General features: G+C 45.4%; 16 protein-coding genes, 1 tRNA gene and 1 CRISPR repeat array. Of the genes, 5 read left to right on the top strand and 12 right to left on the bottom strand.

Features of this window, described 5'->3' with window-relative positions:
- Positions 1-92 precede the first annotated feature (92 nt).
- The 8 genes from SFV55_RS11160 to SFV55_RS11195 all read right to left on the bottom strand — a co-directional run bounded on the left by SFV55_RS11160 (position 93) and on the right by SFV55_RS11195 (position 7,832).
- The gene (locus tag SFV55_RS11160; RefSeq protein ID WP_320029581.1) at positions 93-2,780 is read right to left on the bottom strand and encodes a CHAT domain-containing tetratricopeptide repeat protein; all 2,688 of its coding nucleotides are present in this window, start codon (positions 2,778-2,780) and stop codon (positions 93-95) included.
- A 33-nt stretch (positions 2,781-2,813) separates the two neighbouring features.
- Complete coding sequence (locus SFV55_RS11165) at positions 2,814-3,677, bottom strand: hypothetical protein (RefSeq protein ID WP_320029582.1); 864 nt, start codon at positions 3,675-3,677, stop codon at positions 2,814-2,816.
- The gene (locus SFV55_RS11170; protein WP_320029583.1) at positions 3,670-4,242 is read right to left on the bottom strand and encodes a sigma-70 family RNA polymerase sigma factor; all 573 of its coding nucleotides are present in this window, start codon (positions 4,240-4,242) and stop codon (positions 3,670-3,672) included. Before SFV55_RS11170 ends, SFV55_RS11165 begins: the two co-directional genes overlap by 8 nt.
- Positions 4,243-4,330: 88 nt before the next feature.
- Positions 4,331-4,834 carry an endonuclease V gene (locus SFV55_RS11175; protein ID WP_320029584.1) on the bottom strand — a complete coding sequence of 168 codons (504 nt, stop codon included), beginning with the start codon at positions 4,832-4,834 and terminating at the stop codon, positions 4,331-4,333.
- A gap of 89 nt (positions 4,835-4,923) precedes the next feature.
- Positions 4,924-5,862, bottom strand: coding sequence for a GIN domain-containing protein (locus tag SFV55_RS11180; RefSeq protein ID WP_320029585.1), 939 nt, complete (start codon positions 5,860-5,862; stop codon positions 4,924-4,926).
- Complete coding sequence (locus SFV55_RS11185) at positions 5,859-6,227, bottom strand: GntR family transcriptional regulator (RefSeq protein WP_320029586.1); 369 nt, start codon at positions 6,225-6,227, stop codon at positions 5,859-5,861. Before SFV55_RS11185 ends, SFV55_RS11180 begins: the two co-directional genes overlap by 4 nt.
- Positions 6,224-6,991, bottom strand: coding sequence for a hypothetical protein (locus SFV55_RS11190; protein ID WP_320029587.1), 768 nt, complete (start codon positions 6,989-6,991; stop codon positions 6,224-6,226). Before SFV55_RS11190 ends, SFV55_RS11185 begins: the two co-directional genes overlap by 4 nt.
- Positions 6,984-7,832, bottom strand: a complete 849-nt coding sequence (locus SFV55_RS11195; protein ID WP_320029588.1) for an ABC transporter ATP-binding protein — start codon at positions 7,830-7,832, stop codon at positions 6,984-6,986. Before SFV55_RS11195 ends, SFV55_RS11190 begins: the two co-directional genes overlap by 8 nt.
- Before the next feature lie 166 nt (positions 7,833-7,998).
- Here SFV55_RS11195 and SFV55_RS11200 point away from each other — a divergent pair, with 166 nt between their 5' ends.
- The 3 genes from SFV55_RS11200 (at position 7,999) to SFV55_RS11210 (ending at position 11,019) form a co-directional block, all read left to right on the top strand.
- Positions 7,999-8,511 (top strand): heme-binding domain-containing protein, encoded by a 513-nt coding sequence (locus tag SFV55_RS11200; RefSeq protein ID WP_320029589.1) that lies wholly within the window; start codon positions 7,999-8,001, stop codon positions 8,509-8,511.
- A gap of 178 nt (positions 8,512-8,689) precedes the next feature.
- Complete coding sequence (locus SFV55_RS11205) at positions 8,690-10,414, top strand: GMC family oxidoreductase (RefSeq protein ID WP_320029590.1); 1,725 nt, start codon at positions 8,690-8,692, stop codon at positions 10,412-10,414.
- 11 nt (positions 10,415-10,425) lie between these two features.
- Positions 10,426-11,019: a gluconate 2-dehydrogenase subunit 3 family protein gene (locus SFV55_RS11210; protein ID WP_320029591.1), complete on the top strand. Its 594-nt coding sequence runs from the start codon at positions 10,426-10,428 to the stop codon at positions 11,017-11,019.
- Between the two features lie 129 nt (positions 11,020-11,148).
- On the opposite strand, the gene SFV55_RS11215 is transcribed toward SFV55_RS11210, so the two are convergent.
- The 3 genes from SFV55_RS11215 to SFV55_RS11225 all read right to left on the bottom strand — a co-directional run bounded on the left by SFV55_RS11215 (position 11,149) and on the right by SFV55_RS11225 (position 15,607).
- Positions 11,149-12,003 (bottom strand): dienelactone hydrolase family protein, encoded by an 855-nt coding sequence (locus tag SFV55_RS11215; protein ID WP_320029592.1) that lies wholly within the window; start codon positions 12,001-12,003, stop codon positions 11,149-11,151.
- Between the two features lie 51 nt (positions 12,004-12,054).
- A complete protein-coding gene (locus SFV55_RS11220) occupies positions 12,055-13,914 on the bottom strand; it encodes a WG repeat-containing protein (protein ID WP_320029593.1) in 1,860 nt (619 codons plus the stop codon).
- Positions 13,915-14,092: 178 nt separating this feature from the next.
- Positions 14,093-15,607, bottom strand: coding sequence for a BCCT family transporter (locus SFV55_RS11225; RefSeq protein WP_320029594.1), 1,515 nt, complete (start codon positions 15,605-15,607; stop codon positions 14,093-14,095).
- Between the two features lie 93 nt (positions 15,608-15,700).
- Between SFV55_RS11225 and SFV55_RS11230 the strand changes: the two genes are divergently transcribed.
- Entirely contained in the window at positions 15,701-16,531 is an 831-nt protein-coding gene (locus SFV55_RS11230) for an MBL fold metallo-hydrolase (RefSeq protein WP_320029595.1), read from the top strand.
- 5 nt (positions 16,532-16,536) lie between these two features.
- Here SFV55_RS11230 and SFV55_RS11235 read toward each other — a convergent pair.
- A tRNA-Asn gene (locus tag SFV55_RS11235) sits at positions 16,537-16,608 on the bottom strand.
- 360 nt (positions 16,609-16,968) lie between these two features.
- Between SFV55_RS11235 and SFV55_RS11240 the strand changes: the two genes are divergently transcribed.
- Positions 16,969-17,811, top strand: a complete 843-nt coding sequence (locus tag SFV55_RS11240) for a universal stress protein (RefSeq protein WP_320029596.1) — start codon at positions 16,969-16,971, stop codon at positions 17,809-17,811.
- Positions 17,812-17,910: 99 nt separating this feature from the next.
- Positions 17,911-19,137: direct repeats of the CRISPR family, unit length 30 nt; unit sequence GTTTCAATCCCAACCTAATCCAATTGCGAG.
- Positions 19,138-19,200: the final 63 nt, after the last annotated feature.

Genomic DNA, 19,200 nt, shown 5'->3' on the forward strand with positions numbered 1-19,200 from the left:
TCCAGCATCGACAGGGTGTCCGCTTTGGTGGTCATTCTTAAGTACCACGAACAACCAAAATCTTAACAGCTACCTCAATTTATTTTTTCGAATTACTCCACCATCACAAAACCCGCCCAATAAAAAGGCTCATACCCCTTTCGCCGCATCTCTTGCTGGGCATTCAGCAAAGCTTGGTGCGCAGTTTGTTTTTCATGTAATAATTTTTGATAAAACAGGGTCATCAGTTCCTGGGTTTGGTAATCGGGAACTTGCCAGAGGGACATGACCAGCGTTTTGGCCCCAGCACTTTTGAAGGCACGCTGTAGGCCATACACCCCTTCATCGCCACGAATTTCGCCAAGCCCGGTTTCACAAGCTGAAAGTACAACCAGTTCGGTATTGGACAAGTTCATTTGGCTGATCTCGTAGGCGGTGAGTACGCCGTCTTCCCGCTTGCCCAAGGGGCGGCCTGTTTGCCAGGCATAATTGGCACCCGCCAGGATAAGGCCGGAGCGGATCATGGGGTGATCGGAGAGTTTATAAGCTGGCTGGCCCGATTCTACTTGGCCTTTAGGGTCTGGGAAAAAATACCCGTGGGTTGAAAGGTGCAGGATGCGGGGAGAAGGGCTTTGTTTGCCAATTGTCTTGAATGATTCTTCTGTGGCGGCATAACCTTTGTGTAAAATGTTAGGGATGTTCACTTTTTGTAAAGCCGCGGCAATTTCCGTAGTTTCTTTTTCCGAGTATTTGAGAAATCCCCAAGTACCTCCACGGAATGTAGAGTCGACTAGATCAAAATCCAGCCCACGATAATTTGCATTTTTGTTTAGGGATACTGGCCGAATGGCTGTGCTGTCCATATCATATTGAATGGCACCGTACAATGATGCTGTTGTTTGAGTAGGTGCCAGAGGAGTTGGAACAGCCAATTGACGTGTACTGCCCAGGGTAACCAAATTGTAGCGGTCGGCCAAAATACTATGTGCTCCAGTAGATAAGGCACCTAAATTAACTCGATGCAACAACCCCGATGGGGCATAATACACCGTTTTTATTCCTTGTAAGTGCTTTTCTAAAGGTGCCCATATCAAGCGGATAGTTGCTTCATTTTGATACAGTTGGTTGATGTATTCTGAGCCTAAGCGATTAGGTGAAGGCATCAGTGCTTCCAATGCCTTTTCATCAAAAAGTGGAATAAAAATGGGATAAGGTTGATTGGGTTTTAATAATAAGGCTGCATAAAGCACTTTTCCCGTAGGTTTAGGGTTTGTATAATTAAAATGGAGAAATTCCAGAGCTACTTCATTGGGTTTTAAAGCAGCTTGCACCTCCTGCCATTGTACCTGGCGAACTACCTCGCCATAGCCTACTACACTACGGCTGAGTTCCTTTTCAAGGGTATTGACTATTGCTTCTACCTCTTTCATTTTACTCTCGTTCCGTTCGGCTTGTGGAAGTGCAAATTCAGCAGACAATTGATTGCGATGGTTTTGAATTTGTTTGAGTTTATCAGGGAGTTGAGTATTGGCAATGTTCTGACTTCGAAAACGTTGCGAAATATTGAGCAGGAAGCCTTTGTGGAAAAGAGTATTGTTGTAACAAGAAGTTGTAAAATGTGGAAGAACCGCAAAATGATCATTTGCGAATGAATAATGTTGATCAAGCTCTTGTTCAAAAAGCTGGGTATAGGAAAAAACTTCTTTTTCAGAGAGATGCCTTGAAGCATTAAACAGAAGCCTTCTGCGCATATTGGCTGCATCGGTCAAATAGGAGACCGCTTTAACATAATCTTTTTTTGCCCAATAGGTTAGGGAAAGATTAGCAAGACTCATTTGAAAAGATAGGTGTTCTTTTCCAAGCTCTTTCTCTCTTAATTCTTTAGCGATGAGATGATAATGTTCTGATAAATCAAATTTTCCCATCTCATAGAATAACTCACCTAGAAACTCCATGCAGGACATATAGGACGGGATTTTTGAAAAATCAGGCACTAGTTCAAAAATGCGTTTCGATTCAAGAAATAGAACCTCAGCATCTACATAATTTCCTGTTTTAATATAAATACTGGCTAGATTCATCGTTCCTTCGGCGTAACCTATGCTACTTTTGCCGAGCCCCTTGGCAATTATTTCAATATTGGCTTTATAAAACTTTTCTGCTTCTTCATAGTTTTTTCTTGCAGAATAAACTATTGCAAGATTATTAAGCGTGCCCCCATATGATTGATGCTCTTTTCCTTGTTTTTGTTCTATTATGTGTAAAGCCTCCAAAAAAAAATTTTCAGAGATGTCGTAGTTTCCCATTCTTAAATACAATACCCCTAAAGCTTTTAATATTCCAGCATATTCAAGACTGTTAACTCCAACCGTGTATTCTTCTATTGCTTTTACCTCAAGATAATATTGTTCTGCTCGTTCGTAATTGTCACCCATGTGGTAGTATACATTTCCCAGATAATATAAGCTCCTTAAATAATCTAGGTGCTCTTTTCCGAGCAATTTTAAGCGGATCGCGCTGCACTTGTTCAGCCATTTTTCAGCTTCTTTGTAATCACCATAACTATAATAAATGAGTCCGTAAACATAGCACAAATCAGCATAGCGGATACTTTCTTGCCCAAAGGAGCTTAAGGTGAGTGGTTCTGCCAACGCCATTTTTTCGAGCGCCTGTTTGAATTTCCGATCCTGATTTAAATAGCGAGCTTGCTGAACTAAACTATCTGCTTTGTCAATGCCTCCTTGTCCGTAGCTGAGGAATCCAGAAAATAGCATAAGGGTGAATAAAATTGCTTTTTTCATGTGGAAATGGATTGAAAAATTAGGCAAATTCGATTATTTCAAAGCTTTGTTTAACTGTGCAGCATTCTCCATACGACCCCCTTTTTTTTCAACAATTTCATCCAAAATTCTTTTGGCTTTTTCGACCTGGCCAGTTTGTAAATGACTCAATGCCAAATACCAAGGCACCACCTCCACAAAGCGTGAATGTCCACTTTGCATTATACCTTCCAACAACTCGGCAGCAGCTTTGCCTTGATTGGCGTGCAACAAGCAATTTGCCTTTAGAAAAAGATTCGTGTTGTCTTGCTGTGCGAAAGTGTTCAAAGAATCAAAGGCGCTGAGCGCGGCTGCATATTTCCCATCCCAATACAAGTGCCGAAAATGTTCTTGAGGGCTAATTTTTTCAACACTGCCCCGAACGCCAGGCTCCAGTGAAGCATCCCGATAAGGCTCAAAATAAGCCGCAAAGATTTTTTTGCCATCGATTGATGCTGGTTTGGTTTGAACAGGAGGAGAAACGGGGGCGGGTTCAACTGATTTGGGACTGGGGGGCGGTGCAGGAAGGGACTTTTTAGCAGGCGCAGGGGCTGAAGTTGGCTCATTTGTTGTACGGTTAGGATAGATAAACCACAGTCCCAATGCTAAAACAACAATCAGCAGCAGACCTCCTTGCCACGGAAATGTAGTAGAACGGTTTGGGGCTTTCGCGTCCAGTTCTTTTCCCTTGATGGTCAAGCGGCGGCGTAATTCTTTTTCACCTTCTAGGCGAATAGCTTCCAATGCCAATCCGTGCCATTGTACTTCTTTAGCGAAGTCGGCATCACTATTGATTCGGCGCTGAAATTCTTGGTTTTCCTCTGAACTCAGCGCGTTTTGGTGGTAACGTTCAATTAGTTTTTGTGCAATTTCATCCATTGGAAAAAATGCTAAACGTTTTTTTGATGAATTCCTTCAAACGACCCAAACAGCGCGCTAAGGTAGCACTGGTAGTGTTGGCATTTTTCAGATTCCAACCCTGTTGGATCTCCTCAATGCCTTGATTCTGGTAATAACGGGCAACTAATAGTTCTCGACATTGGGAAGACATGGATTTCATGGCTCTGTGCAACGCTTGTACTTTTTCAGGTTCATTGTCTTCTTTTTCCAATTCTATGGTTAGTAACGCATCATCAATTTGATCCTTCCAAAGCATACGTTTCATCTTGCGATTGTTGTTTAACAAACGTTTGTACCCAACTGAATAAAGCCAGGTACGCACTTCATAGCGGAGGTGTACAAGTTTGCCCTGATTCACTTGTTGGTAGAATGCAATGATGGAATCTTGCCATGCGTCTTCAAAATCCTGGCGGGTGCCTTCAAAACGGTAACTTGCCCAACGGAAGAAGTCTTCTCGATAATGGGCGTACAACTCTTCTATGGCGCGGGAGTCCCCGGCTTGAAGTGAATTAATGACCGTATCAGCATTTAAAGTGGAAGACATTACTGGTTGGTTTGTCTACCAATATAGGGCTTTTAAGATTGGCGAGAAAAAATCTTCTTTTTTTTAAGGCTATCTGTAAAAAAACAATTTACTCACCCCACTCCCGACACCGCCCATCCACCAATTTCAACAACCCCGGTACCCGAAATTCTCCCGCCATCTCCTTCACCTTCTCCGCCGCAAAAGCTACCTCAATACCAATCGCCGTTACCCACAATGGATTTTGACTTTCGCCCCGCAGCACGGGAATGGCCACTTTTTCCGCTGGCCGAAACCGCGTTTTAGCTACCCCTACCACCGTGATTTTTCGTTCCAGGGCTTCGTACAAATGCCAGCCCAGCCCGCCACGGCCTTCATCCAGCCATACGTAGGCGTCGATGATGATGGCTTCGAGCGGGAATTCAATGCTGGCCAGGGCTTTTAACAAACCCGGCAATTCCCGCTTGTAAAAGGCACCCGGTTCGTAAGGCGCCACCTGCTCGATCTGCACACAATTGACGTGTACAGGTTCGGCAGCTGTCCAGGACTCGAAGAGGGCGTAGGCACACTGGGCTCGGGGGTCGCGGTAATCGGTATCGAGGCAGATGAGCATAGGATTGGTTTAACAAACAAGTAAAAGTCGGGTGATGGAAAGATGTGGGTTGGGCAAGGTTCCACTAAATGTGTTTGGCTGGGGGCGAATTATTGAGCACGGATGATTCCTTCGGATGTTCGGTAGCTATGAATGACTTTGGCTTTACTTTTACAAATCAATTCATTTCTGAAGAAAAAACGACCTGCTTCAGGAGTGATGTAACTGAATAGCTGACTGGGCTTGGCAATGATTTTGTTGTAACTACTCGTTTCCAAGTTGGCATGCATCTGTCGGCATTGCAATTGGATTAAATTCAAATAGATGTGACCATTGGAATTGATGTTGGCGATTTCAACAAGGTCTACCTTGCCCTTAACAGTATGTAAATTGCTTTGCTTAAGTTGCTGAACGTAGTCGTTGTATTGGTGTTTTATTTTCATCAAATTAAATTGCCTTAATTGCCCGGGTTTTAATAAATTCAGATACAGATAGTTGGCATCAATCGTTAAATCTGCTTCATCTGCCTCAACGTCTATATGAACACGATTGCCGCTTAATATACCTTTTTGGTGGAATTTTTTTGCCGCATGAGAGATGACAATATTGTTCAATGATTGAGTATACCCAATTATGATTGAAAGCCCAGGTTTTTCTTCGGGAATGACTGTATTCTTTTGGTCTTTTGTTTCGGTAGTATTGTAAAATTTCTTGTTTTTTATATGGAGCCTTTGTTTAGGCTTTTCCATTTCAATCTCAATGTTATCATGGTAAACCTGATCACCCGTGATTTCTACATAAGGTTTCTTCGATGGAATTAAAATTACCGAATCAACAAACTGGGCTCTGACCTCAAGGGCCGAAAATCGGCTTACCTGTGTTTTTTTAAGCACCATTTTTCCACTCAATTTTGGAGCGCCTTTACTTGACTTTTCACTATACGTATAATTTTTCACTATTGGTGTGAAATCAAATACCAGGAGCATTGTAGGGAAAGCAACTATGGCAAACAAGGTCAGCAGTTGCCCCGTTTTTATGGATTTTTTCATGATGTAGCATTTTGATTTTGAAGATATAATTCATTAATGTCGTCCAGTGAAATTTCAAGGAGTTGCATCATTTTAAACACTTCGGGTAATGTTTCTTCCATGAATTCACGACGCTTAAGCTTTCGGACTTTTTCCAGTGCGTTTTCGGCAATGTAATAACCAATGCCCCTTTGGTTGTGCAAAACGCCCTCTTGCTCCAAAAGCCCGTATGACCTTACAACTGTATTCGGATTGACTTGGATCTGTGCTGCTAGTTCGCGAACCGATAAAGCTCGCTCTCCAACCTTTGTCTTGCCCTTTAACACATCTTCGACCAATTGATCGGCAATTTGGAGGTAAATGGCTTTGTGGTCGTTCCAGTTCATATTTCGCGTTGTTTAAATAGCAAGTAACCCGAAATCAACATCAGCGGAATGATCCCTCCATACCAATAAAGTACAGCGCAAGCGCTTTTGATTCGGAAAAAATTGAAAAAGCTTTCCACTTGAGCGCCAATCGCACCGCCAATAAATTGATCGATTACTGAAGATGTAACATAAGCAGGCAATTGAAAAACCCAGGCAATGATTCCTGCCAAAACAAATAGCAGTGAAATCAAAAAGAAAGAAACTAGAAGATGTGCCTTTTTTAAAACCAGGGCTCCAGGAACAAACAACGCACCCAAAAATAGGGGCAATAGCAATCCAATTTGGATCAAATTATTGATTTCTTCCCGGTAAAGTGGGTACACCATAAATCCCATAATGGCAAAAGTGGCTTGCAAAAATAAAGGGCGGAAAATGAAAAAAAACAAAATGAAAGTAACAGGTGCAAATAGAAAAGGAAAACATAGTTTCGACAGGTATTTTTCGATAGGTTTTGCTGGTAGCTGCAGCAGTTGAATCGTTGCAAAGGGGCTGCGCCATTCTGTAAATAATAGAAAAAGCTGATTTCCAAAAACAAATACCAAACCAATGATAAAATGAATAACGAAAAAATCAATTGCTATGGTCAAAACCTGCGTTGGGATCATGATGGCCATAATGATCACGACCATGTATAGCAGGCTCGATCCAATCAAACTTTTCCATTTTTTTCCCCACTCAATTTTAATCAAGTGGGCAAGGCGGCTAAAACTATTCCTATACATACACTTTTTCATTTTGAAGGTGAACCAATATTTCTGGCTTTTCCACAATTGCTTTCATCAAAATTTCCAGATCGATTTCCGTTTCAGGATCCCCAGGTTCAGCTAGGTACAAAGCCAGATAACCCCCGGGGATTGGTTCGTAATACACCGCATCTTTGCCCGGCTCTTCGGTACTGCGCTGGATGCAAAACCGACTATTGAGCACTTCCGTACTTTGGTGGAACAACAATTTGCCCTGATCAATCACCATGACCTGATCAAACTGCGCTCCCAATTCCCGGACTTGATGGGTGGAAATGATCACCAGGGTATCCTCTGGCAAGTGGCGGGTCCAGATGCGGCGCAATTGGGATTTGGAAAAAATGTCCAAACCATTGCTCGGTTCGTCCAGCAGCAGCACCTTGACCTGGGTCGCCAGGGCAAAGGCCAGCATTACTTTTTTCTGTTGCCCAAAAGACAACTCGCTGAGTTTGCCGGATACTTCCAGTTCAAACTCTTTGACAATCGCCTCAAAAAGCCGCTGGTCAAAACGAGGGTAAAAAGGTGCCAGTTCGGCCAACCAGCCTTGGAGGCTACGCGCAGGCATTTCAATGGTTTCAGGTACAAACAGGACCTGTTGTTGCCAGGAAAGTTGTCGTCTGCGGGGCTCGGAGCCTAATACTGTACAGCTCCCCGCCCAAGGGAAACGCAAACCCGCCAGCAGGTGCAACAAGGTTGTTTTGCCCGCCCCATTGGAGCCAAGCAGACCCACAATTCCAGGTTTGTCGATCTGGACCTGCAGGCCCTCGAACAAGGGGCGTTTGGGGTGGTAACGAAAGTGGAGGTTTTGGAGTTGGATCATTGTTGTAGTGTATTAGTTTACTAGTACACTACAAATTTAGAACACTTTTTAAATAAATCAAGGATCCTCGTAAAAAAATGCCTAGAATTTTGGCAGAAGCCTTATTTTGGGAGGTATAAGCCCATTTTGAACCCTTCTTTTTGTTCAAAATTCAAACACAAACACCATGCTTAAAAAAATTTTGCTTGTTTTGGGAGCTATCCTCGTCATCATTCAGTTCATTCGCCCCGAGCGCAATACTTCGAATGACCTTACCTACGATGTGCACAAGAAATACCCAGGGCCATACTATATCCAGGGCATTTTAGATAAGGCTTGTAACGATTGCCACAGCAACAAAACCGAATACCCCTGGTATGCAAATGTGCAACCCATTGGCTGGGTTTTAGCCAATCACGTCAAAGACGGCAAGCGGCACCTGAATTTTTCGAATTTCACTTCGATGAAAATTGCCATTCAAAACCACAAATTTGAAGAGGTTATTGAGACGGTGGACGAAGGTGAAATGCCCTTGCCCTCTTACACCTGGTTTGGAAGGCACCCCGAAGCCAAGTTGACCGAAGAGGAAAAAACGGCCCTGATCGACTGGGCTAGAAAGAGTATGGATTCCATCAAGGCGCAGTACCCGGCGGATAGTCTGGTGATGCCCAAGCGACCTGGACGTCCTTCTGGAAAATAATTTTAGTTTACTCGTTACTAAGGTGCCTCTTTGGTGCATATGGTTTCTAAGGTGGTGAATAAAAAAAGCCTGCGGAGCAGGCAGAATATTTTCACCACCTTAGAAACCATAGGCACCAAAGAGGCACTTAAGTAAATTCCAAAACGAAACCCCTTCGCAACTCTACATCAGCAAGCTTATGGCTAATCTCAACACCAAACTCAACAAAAGCAACACCTACGATGCCATCGTCATCGGCTCAGGCATGAGCGGCGGCTGGGCCGCTAAAGAATTGTGTGAAAAAGGACTCAAAACCTTGGTGCTCGAAAAAGGCCGCATGGTCAATCACCTCGAAGACTATCCCACCATGAACATGGAAGCCTGGGAGTTCGAAAATCGGGGTGCGCTTAGTGCCGAAGACCGCGAAAAATACCACATCCAAATCCGCAGCGGTTTTGTTGGCGAATCCACCAAACATTTCTTTACTCAGGACAGCGAAGACCCCTACATTGAAAAAGAACGTTTCGACTGGATCAGAGGCAATCATGTCGGAGGACGTTCACTCACCTGGGGCAAACATTGTTACCGCTGGAGCGACCTGGATTTTGAAGCCAATGCCAAAGAAGGAATCGCCATCGATTGGCCGATTCGCTACAAAGACATTGCCCCCTGGTATACCCATGTAGAGAAATTTGTGGGCATCAGTGGGGAAAAACTGGGCCTTGATCACCTCCCTGATGGCTACTTCCTGCCACCCATGGAGTTGAACTGCCTGGAACAGCATTTTAAAAAGGAAGTAGAAAAGAAATTCCGGGGTCGGAACATCACCATTGGGCGCGTCGCCCATCTGACCGAGCCACAAGCCTGGCACCTGGAACTCGGGCGGGGCAAATGCCAAAACCGCAACCGCTGTTCGCGGGGTTGCCCCTTTGGCGCCTATTTTAGCAGCAATTCAGCTACACTTCCGGCGGCCAATCTCACGGGCAACTTTGCCATTCGGCCCAATTCCGTGGTGCATTCCATCATTTACGATGAAAAGACCCAAAAAGCCACTGGCGTTCGGGTAGTGGATCACGAGAGCAAAGAAATGATCGAGTTCTTCGCCAAAGTGATTTTTTGTTGTGCTTCTACATTGGCTACCACTCAAATCCTGCTGAACTCCACCTCGGCCCGTTTCCCCAATGGTATGGGCAACGACAGCGGGGAGCTTGGCCACAACCTCATGGATCACCACTACCGCACGGGTGCAATGGGCGTTTACGAGGGGTTGGAAGATGAGTACTACAAAGGTCGCCGACCCACGGGTTTGTTCATCCCCCGCTTCACCAACCTCGACGACAAAACCAAAAATCCCAACTTCTTGCGTGGTTACGACTACCAGGGCAATGGCGGCAGCCGGGCCAACTGGGGCCGTGGCACCAATAGCCCCGGAGTAGGTGCTGAATTTAAAGAATCCCTCTTCAAACCGGGCCCCTGGAACATGGCCCTGATGGGTTTTGGCGAATGCCTGCCTTATCACGAAAACCAGGCCAGCCTGGATGCCGAGAAAAAGGACCAATGGGGCATTCCACAGTTGGTACTCAATGCCAAGATCCGCGAAAACGAGCTCAAAATGCGCGAAGCCATGAAAAGCGATGCTGCTGAAATGTTGAGTGCTGCGGGCTTCAAGGATGTGATCACTTTTGATTATGCAGGGGGCTTGGGTGTAGGGGTACACGAAATGGGGACGGCCCGCATGGGGCGTGATCCCAAAACTTCGGTGCTGAATGGCAACAACCAAATTCACGCGGTATCCAATGTATTCGTCACCGATGGAGCCTGTATGACCTCAGCTTCCTGCGTGAATCCATCGATCACCTACATGGCGTTGACGGCCCGGGCTGCCGATTTTGCAGTGAGTGAATTGAAAAAAGGGAACCTTTAAAATTGACAAACATGAATCGTCGCGATGTCATTGTATCTTCTGCTTGGTTGTTGGGTTATGGATTGACCTCGGCTAGCCTGAGTACCCTATTTTTGAGTTGCCAGGCGGAGGCCAAATTGGCTTGGCAGCCCCTGTTTTTAACCAAAAATCAAGCCGCTACCCTGGCTGAAGTCACCGAAACCATTTTGCCCAAAACGGATACTCCGGGAGCAAAGGAGCTGGGTGTACCCCAATTCATTGACAAAATGTTGAAAGAAGTGTTGGGGGAAGGGGATCAAGCGGCATTTGTAGCTGGCTTGGAACAAATTGAGGCGGACAGCAAAAAACAACACGGAAAAGCTTTTGCGGAGTGCAGTCTGGAGGAACGCAGTGCTTTGCTTTTGGCTATGGACAAAGCTGCGGCAACCCAGCCCCCTTCGGTGTGGGGCATCACCCTGGCTCCGCCGCAGCCGAACGATTTTTTCCGCAATTTAAAGAGCCTGACCCTCTTTGGGTATTATACCTCAGAGGAGGTGTGTACCAAAATATTGAATTATGATCCGGTTCCTGGAGTCTACATCGCTTGTATGCCCGTGGCAGAGGTGGGGAATGCCTGGAGTGAGTAATACAAGAAAAGTACAAGCGCTTAGAAATGGGCTGCCGCAACGACCTGGCCACTAAACGTAGGGTAAGGGGCGCTGCGGTAGCCTATTTCAATAAACGCCTGTACGTTAAACCCCATTAAAATTCATTTTTCATTTTAAATGCTTTTCAAAAAACGCCAAGGTTCGGCTCCAGGCCAATTTGGCGGCCTCAGCATTGTAACGAGCAGTAGAGGTATCGTTGTGGAAAGCGTGATTCACTCCTTCATACACGTATTGTTCGTAGATGATTTTATTGGCTTTCAGTGCTTCCTCATAAGCAGCCATCCCAGCGTTGATGCGCTCATCCAAAGCGCCGTAGTGCAATTGGACCGCGGCTTTGATTTTAGGCACCTCGGTAGCTTCGGGCTGGCGGCCGTAAAAGGCCACGGCTGCACCCAGGGCAGGTACCTTCGTCGCCAGGGTATTGGCCATGGCGCCTCCCCAACAAAAACCAACGCAGCCAATTTTGCCATTCCAGTCTTCCCGCGCAGGCAAGGAATCGATGCAACGCATGAAATTTTCGAGGTTGTCTTCGGCTTTAAGGGTGGTGAACAATTGCCGGGCTTCGTCTTCGCTGATCTCGGATTTGGTCAGGATCGGTGCCAGCGCATTGGGGGCAATAGCCAGATAACCCGCCAGCGCAGCTCGCCGGGCCACGTCTTCAATGTGGGCATTGAGTCCACGGTTTTCGTGGATGACGATGATGGCGGCGTATTTTTTCTTCTTTTCTGGCCGAGCCACATAAGCTTTCATTTCCCCCTGTGCCCCAGGAAAGGTGATGTATTCGGTAAATAGCTCACCTTCGGTGGTGATTTTCGCCGTTTTGTAATCCGATTCCAGAAAGGGCAATACCGACATGGCTGCTGCCGTGCTCCCCGTCAGCATCACCAATTGCTGCATGAACTCCTTGCGGGTAAGCGGCTTGTGGGTGTATTCGTCGTAGAGCTTGATGATGCGTTGATCCATTGAAGTCGAGATTTTTGATGAATGAATCATGCAATTTAAGGAAAAAGAATCTTATTCTACATATGGGTCCATCAATCCGCCTGGAGTATACCCTGGTTTTCGCCAGAACTGTGCAGGATTTATGGCACCTTTAAATTCGTTGCTATACATAACGTAATCTCTCCTCTTGCTCGTGGACTCAGCTGTGTCTGTTGGATCGACTACCCTTAATTCAGCACGCAAAACTGTAGGAAAAGAACCTTCAAAATTGGGCACTGGAAAAGACCAATAGCTTTGATCAGGTAGGGTGAGAAGATGATAACTGTTGCCACACCAACTGGAAGGTAAATATTCAATATCGCGCCATTCACCTTTGGCGTCTTTGGCTTGTAGTTTCAGATAAAGTCGACTGTCCTGAGCATTGAATAGTTGACTCATTCCACTCTGATTGCTGATGAATAAGGTATAACCACACATGGCAGCAGCGTTTTGATTTTCTTTTACTGTTACAGCCAGGTTTCTTGGGAAGCTCATTTCACCTGAAATAAGTTGGGGTGCGTTGTCCGCTTTGCCAAAACCACCCAAATCACTTGGGTGCTCAGCTGAAGCGGCATAAAAATGCCCACGGAGCATGTAATCAATGTTGAGGCTGCAAGTATTAGATTCTACTTTTGCCATCCAAATACATTTGCCCGCTTTATCGATGTATTTTTGATATTCTCCCTCCACAACTAGCAGAACTCCGTTTTGAAAACCAGCCGGATTGTAATCTTGAAATATAGCCGGAGTGATGATTTCTCCATTTGCAGCCAATAAACCCCAAGTTTCTTGTTTGACATCCCCATACAGTAATAAATCTGAATTCGGAATACTTTCAATCTGTTCAAATTTGGTTTCACGAATAACGGATCCTTCTAGGTCGATGATTGACCAGTTTTGCTTCGTTCTTTGTTTCACCCAAGTGCATCCTTTTCGATACACCCCATCCAGTACCGAGTAAAACTCTTCTTGAGAAACCTGTTTTCCTAGGGTATCAATTAATATCCAATAATCATTTTTTTCAACAAAAGCCCGGTGATTTGAGAAGGAGAACCCCCTTTCAAAGGCTGGATTATTGATGACCAAATAACCGTGCTGATTCGCATAAGCGTGATAGAAAGGTGTCCCTCCTCTTTTTCTCTTCATTTGAATATCAATTCGATCACTCCATTTAACCCCCTCAATGTATAAATCACCATCCTTAATTTTCATCAGCAAACGCCCACTTTTATCTATCAATCCTACTTTGTTTTTAAACAAAACTTTAGCCAATCCATTTTCAAACCCTTCTATGTCTCGGTAGCGCCCAAAAGGAACGATCAATTTTCCGCTAGTATCAATGACTCCATATTTGTATCGAGCATTATCCCTTGCTTGCCGGTCATATTTAGTCACAATAGCCACACCATCATCAAAGCTACTGATGGTAAAAAATCGGTTGGTGTCCACTACAAAACGACCCTGGTAGTTGATCAACCCTATTTTACCAGATTTTGATACCACATGGGCTAAACCAAACTCAAATGCCCCCATATGTTCACCTTTTGAAGGGATGGCTATTTTTCCTTCTTTATCAATAAAAAAAGAGACGCCTTGGTGAAAGACCTGGGCAAATCCTTCACTAAAATCTGTTGCATATTCAAACTGCGGCTGAATAACAAACTCACCCTTTTCATTAATATATCCATACAAACCATTGATGCGTGCAGCAGCTAGTCCTTCCGAAAATTGCGCAAGGGTATGAAACATACAAGGAATAATCACTTTACCTGTGGTATCTATGTAACCGTATTTTTGATTCTCCTCTATTTTTAAAAAGGGAGTTTGCCCGAAGCAGCAAATCGAAATGCTTAGCACCTGAATCAAAATGGCGATACTTTTTAGCTTTTGCATGGTCAACTTTTTTAGGTTTTACAATGAAAAATCTGTTCGTTTTGGCTACGCAAAACGAAGAAAAACAGGTAGATAAGCTTATCTGAATCAATGATAAAAGAGAGAAATGACCAGCGATCGGTTGGTCAATGCATGTTTAATGTTCAATTGAGCGTTTGGTTACAACCTTTGGGCTTTTTTAACTTTCCCCCAAATACTTCCCCGGCTTCAACAAAATCTTCACCAGTCCCAAAGCCACCGCCAATACCAAAAACAACGCCGGAAATCCCCCCAGAGTCGACGCCATTTTTATCCCATCAATGCCCGCGTTGGCGATCATTACCCAGGCAATCAGTCCCACCAGGCTACCCCACACGATTTTGATCCAAATGGGTGCCTCCGGACTTTCTGGGGAGATGCCTGTACTAGACAAACTGCTCATGGCTGAGGTATTGGCATCGGCTCCCGCAACGTAGGACAAAAAAGCAGTGCCCAAAAAAGCCAATCCCGTCAATTGAGCCAGCGGCAACTGATCCAAAACTGCATAAATTACCCCCTCCGGGCCTTGTTTTTGCAGGGTGCCGTACAAATTGGCAGTGTGACCCACAAAGTCCATGTACACCGCACTGCCACTAAAGATGAGCATCCACACGATGGAGAACAAGGAGGGAAGAATCAGATTGTAATTGATGAAATCCCGCACTGTATATCCTATTGCTACCCGACCCAAAAAGAGTGCAGTGACCGGCGTCCAGGCCAACCAATTGGCCCAATAAAACACCGTCCAGCTGTCGGCCCAGGATTTGTCTACCCCCAGGCTCAGGCTGCGTGGGAAAAAGGTTTGGGCATAATTGGCCATACTTTCTGCGCCGTATGAAAACAAAAAACGGGTAGGACCAAAAAATAGCACAAACAAGGCCAGCACAAAAAAAGCGTAAGTATTGATATTGGACAAAATCCGAATCCCGTTGAACAAGCCGGTTATGGCCGACACAATGAAGGAAAACACAATCACCAGGGCAATTAAAAACAACAAAGTTGGACTGTCCTGGATGCCAAAAAAACGCTCCATCCCACCTGCCACCGTCAAGATGCCTGCGCCCAGTGAAGCAGCCATACCTGCTACCAGGCTGTACAAACAAACCGCATCAATGGTATGGCTCCAGGCGCCAGGTTTGCGCGCACCAATCAGCGGGTACAGCATGGAACCCAAACTAAATGGCTGCTTCAGGTTGTAATAGGCAATGGCAAACATCAGCCCGGCGACCGTATAAATGCTGTAAGGAGTAAACGTCCAATGTAGAAACATGGTCGAAAGCGCAAAGCGCGCTGCTTCTGGGCTTTCGGCTTTTAACCCTATTCCTCCAGGTGGCGTATGCAAATGGTACAAAGGCTCGGCGGTGGCCCAAAACAAGATGCCGATCGCAATCGTAGTACACAAAGTAATACTGAACCACTGCCAGCGCGTGAGCATAGGCTGGGCGTCTTTGCCCCCGATTTTTACTTTGGCCAATGGGGAAAAATAAATCCAGATGCAAAGCAAAAAAAAGAACAAAGTGCCGCTGGAAAACAACCAGCCAAAATGGTACAAAATCCAGTCATTGGCCGCTTTAACTTTGACCAAAAAATCGGTAGGATCGTAAAGGCTGTACATTGTGGAAGCCAGCAACAAAATGGCTGGAGGCAAAAAAACAGGCAACTTGATCTTGGGCATGACATGGCTTTGAGCCCAAATTTGAATAAAAAACCGCAAAGCGTAGCAGAATTCCTGCTTTATTTACATCTTGGAAATCCAATTTAGTACAGCATGAAACTCATACCGATCAATTCCGGTTTTTTGAAACTCGATGGAGGGGCCATGTTTGGTGTTGTGCCCAAACGCATGTGGCAAAAAATGAATGAACCCGACGAAAACAACCTTTGCACCTGGGCCATGCGTTGCTTGTTGATCGATACGGGTTCCCGGACCATTTTGGTGGATACTGGCCTTGGGGATAAACAGGATGACCGCTTTCGCTCCCATTTTTCATTCTGGGGTCAGGAAACTTTTTTGCAGAACCTGGCCGCTGTAGGTTACCGTCCTGAAGACATCACCGATGTGTTGCTCACCCACTTGCATTTCGACCATGTGGGCGGTGCCATCCGCCTGGATGCCAAAGGTAACCCTGAGCCCACTTTTCCCAAAGCGCGCTATTGGTCCAACCCTCTTCACTTGGCCTGGGCCTTGAAGCCCAATGCCCGCGAAGCAGCCTCCTTTCTCAAGGAAAACATCCTGCCTTTGCGCGATATGGGGCTACTGGAAATGATTGATCCCAGCGATAAGGATGTGGAATGGTTGCCTGGAATCCGCCTGCGCTTTGTCTATGGCCATACCGAAGCGATGATGTTGCCAATTATTGACACACCGGAAGGCACCGTAATGTATTGTGCCGATTTGATTCCTTCACGTTGGCACGTGCGGATGCCCTTCATCATGGCCTACGATTTGCGGCCACTCGAAACGATGAAAGAAAAGGAACGTTTGTTGAATGAAGCGTCAGATGGAGCTTTTGCCTTGTATTTTGAACATGACCCGAGTCTGGAGCAGGGTAGGGTAGGGCGTGATGCTTCGGGGAATTTTTTGTTGTTACAATCGTAAATTTGCTGGTCCGATAGGATTTGAACCTACAACCCTTGCCTTAACAGGGCACTGCTCTACCATTGAGCTACAGACCATTTTGAAAATTGTTGAAATGAAGTGGAACCGGAGGGATTCGAACCCTCAACCCACTGGTTAAAAGCCAGGTACTCTACCTTTGAGCTACGGAACCGGAGACTAATTCAGATTGGTGGAAGTCTTCCGGCGTTTTCGTTGAGATGCAATCATGGTTGTTTAGTTTATTGATTGAATGGTTATTCGTAAGAATATGCTCTTAACCTATACTTTAATGGTATGGTTCCAGGAGCGCCGGTTTTTTTTAAAAAATAGAAAAAATGTTGAAAAGCGGTGACAAAAATCAGCTTCTCCCTCCCCTGAAGATCAACGCGCCCCGCACCCCGTCGCCCTTACCTTTGAAATAGAAAATCAAAGCAGCCATGAAAAAGATTCTAGTTCCTACCGACTTCTCCGAAAACGCACGCCAAGCGTTGGATGTAGCCGTTAAAATCGCCAAAAAAACGGACGCTGAGATCGTTCTGTTGCACGTAAATGAACAAGTAGGTGCCGCATTGCCAGTATCCGAATACTACTATACATACGACCGTGCCATTGAGGAAAAGTACCTCAATATGGTACATGAAAACCTGGAAAGGATGTTGGCTGAAGTGGCCACCAGCTTGGGTGCTGACAACATCCGTACCGCCGTTATCGGTGGCCCATTCACCACCATCATCACTGACCTCGTGCAAACCGAAGGCATTGACCTGATTGTAATGGGTACCAAAGGTGCCAGTGGGCTCAAAGAGTTCTTTGTAGGCTCCAACACCGAAAAAATTGTCCGTATGGCCCAATGCCCCGTCCTGACCGTACACGACGACAAAATCACAGAGTTTAAAAACATCGTGGTGCCTACCACCCTGGAAGCCGACCAGAAAAAAATGTTCGAAGGTTTGCGGGAATGGGAAGCCGTCTTTGGAGGTAAATTCTACCTCTTGTACATCAATAATCCTGGAGCATATCGGGGCGATCACGACATTGAAGCAAGGGAAAAACAGTTGCTGGAAGCTTCTGGCCTGAAAGATGTCGAAATTTACAAAACGGAAACCTTTACACTCAACGAAGAGCAAGTGATCTTTGACTTTGCCAAAGAACGGAACGCCGACCTTATCGTGATGGGAACCCACCAACGCCGCGGCTTGGCCCACATTTTGTTGGGCAGCTTGACCGAGGATACCATCAACCACGCTGCAATTCCAGTGCTGGCGATTCCCCTGAAGTAAAGTAGTTCGTTGAGTAGGCGCGGAGCGCTAAAAACTTGAAAGCCGCTTTGACTTGTGTCAGAGGGGCTTTCTTGGTTTGTACTTTACGGTTGTAATCGTGTTTCAATCCCAACCTAATCCAATTGCGAGTGGATAGGCTGAATGTACTCCTACCCTCTTTCTACTGTTTCAATCCCAACCTAATCCAATTGCGAGCAGGAAAAGAGACTGTATAAGCATCAAAGTGACATGTTTCAATCCCAACCTAATCCAATTGCGAGAGGATTTGGGCTAACCCTTGCGGCTACCAACAAATATGTTTCAATCCCAACCTAATCCAATTGCGAGCATAGCATGGCATCGTATAGCTGTGGGCTGGGATCGGTTTCAATCCCAACCTAATCCAATTGCGAGTAGCGTATCAACGCCGCAATTCTCACGTGCCTCTAACGTTTCAATCCCAACCTAATCCAATTGCGAGTGTTCGATGGTCACTTTGCCCGAATCTTTATCTACTTGTTTCAATCCCAACCTAATCCAATTGCGAGATTACCTCCGGCACTGTTTATTGCGCTTGCCCAGTACGTTTCAATCCCAACCTAATCCAATTGCGAGCTATGCCGCAATTGGGCAAAACCAATCTATTACCATGTTTCAATCCCAACCTAATCCAATTGCGAGTTCCTAGCCCTGAAAGAATCGTTTGGCTTACGGTAAGTTTCAATCCCAACCTAATCCAATTGCGAGCAATGAACTCGGTTCCAATAATGCTATCATTCCCGAGTTTCAATCCCAACCTAATCCAATTGCGAGTACCAATCATTTTGTTTTTCATGTGTTGAAAACTATTGGTTTCAATCCCAACCTAATCCAATTGCGAGGCCCGAGCCACAACGCACTATTTGGCAAGCATTATCAGTTTCAATCCCAACCTAATCCAATTGCGAGACGTGGATGTGGTCCAACATGTTGGAGCTGTACTTTGTTTCAATCCCAACCTAATCCAATTGCGAGGTTGCTCCAGTGGTTGTAGCTCCAGGTGATCTTCCTTGTTTCAATCCCAACCTAATCCAATTGCGAGACCACTGGCGCTTTTGCCATCCCGGCAGGCTGCCTAGTTTCAATCCCAACCTAATCCAATTGCGAGTATCGATCACCACAAGGATGCAAACGGCGGCAAATGGGTTTCAATCCCAACCTAATCCAATTGCGAGTTGATTCAGAGTTCCGAAAGCCAGAAACCAAAGATTGTTTCAATCCCAACCTAATCCAATTGCGAGCCTACTCCGATGCACAAAAGGAGCATTACAAAAAACAGTTTCAATCCCAACCTAATCCAATTGCGAGTCCCCTTGAACTAGAAAATAGTTTGGGCTTGACTGAGTTTCAATCCCAACCTAATCCAATTGC

The organism is Haliscomenobacter sp., from assembly GCF_033763495.1.
Taxonomy (GTDB): domain Bacteria; phylum Bacteroidota; class Bacteroidia; order Chitinophagales; family Saprospiraceae; genus Haliscomenobacter.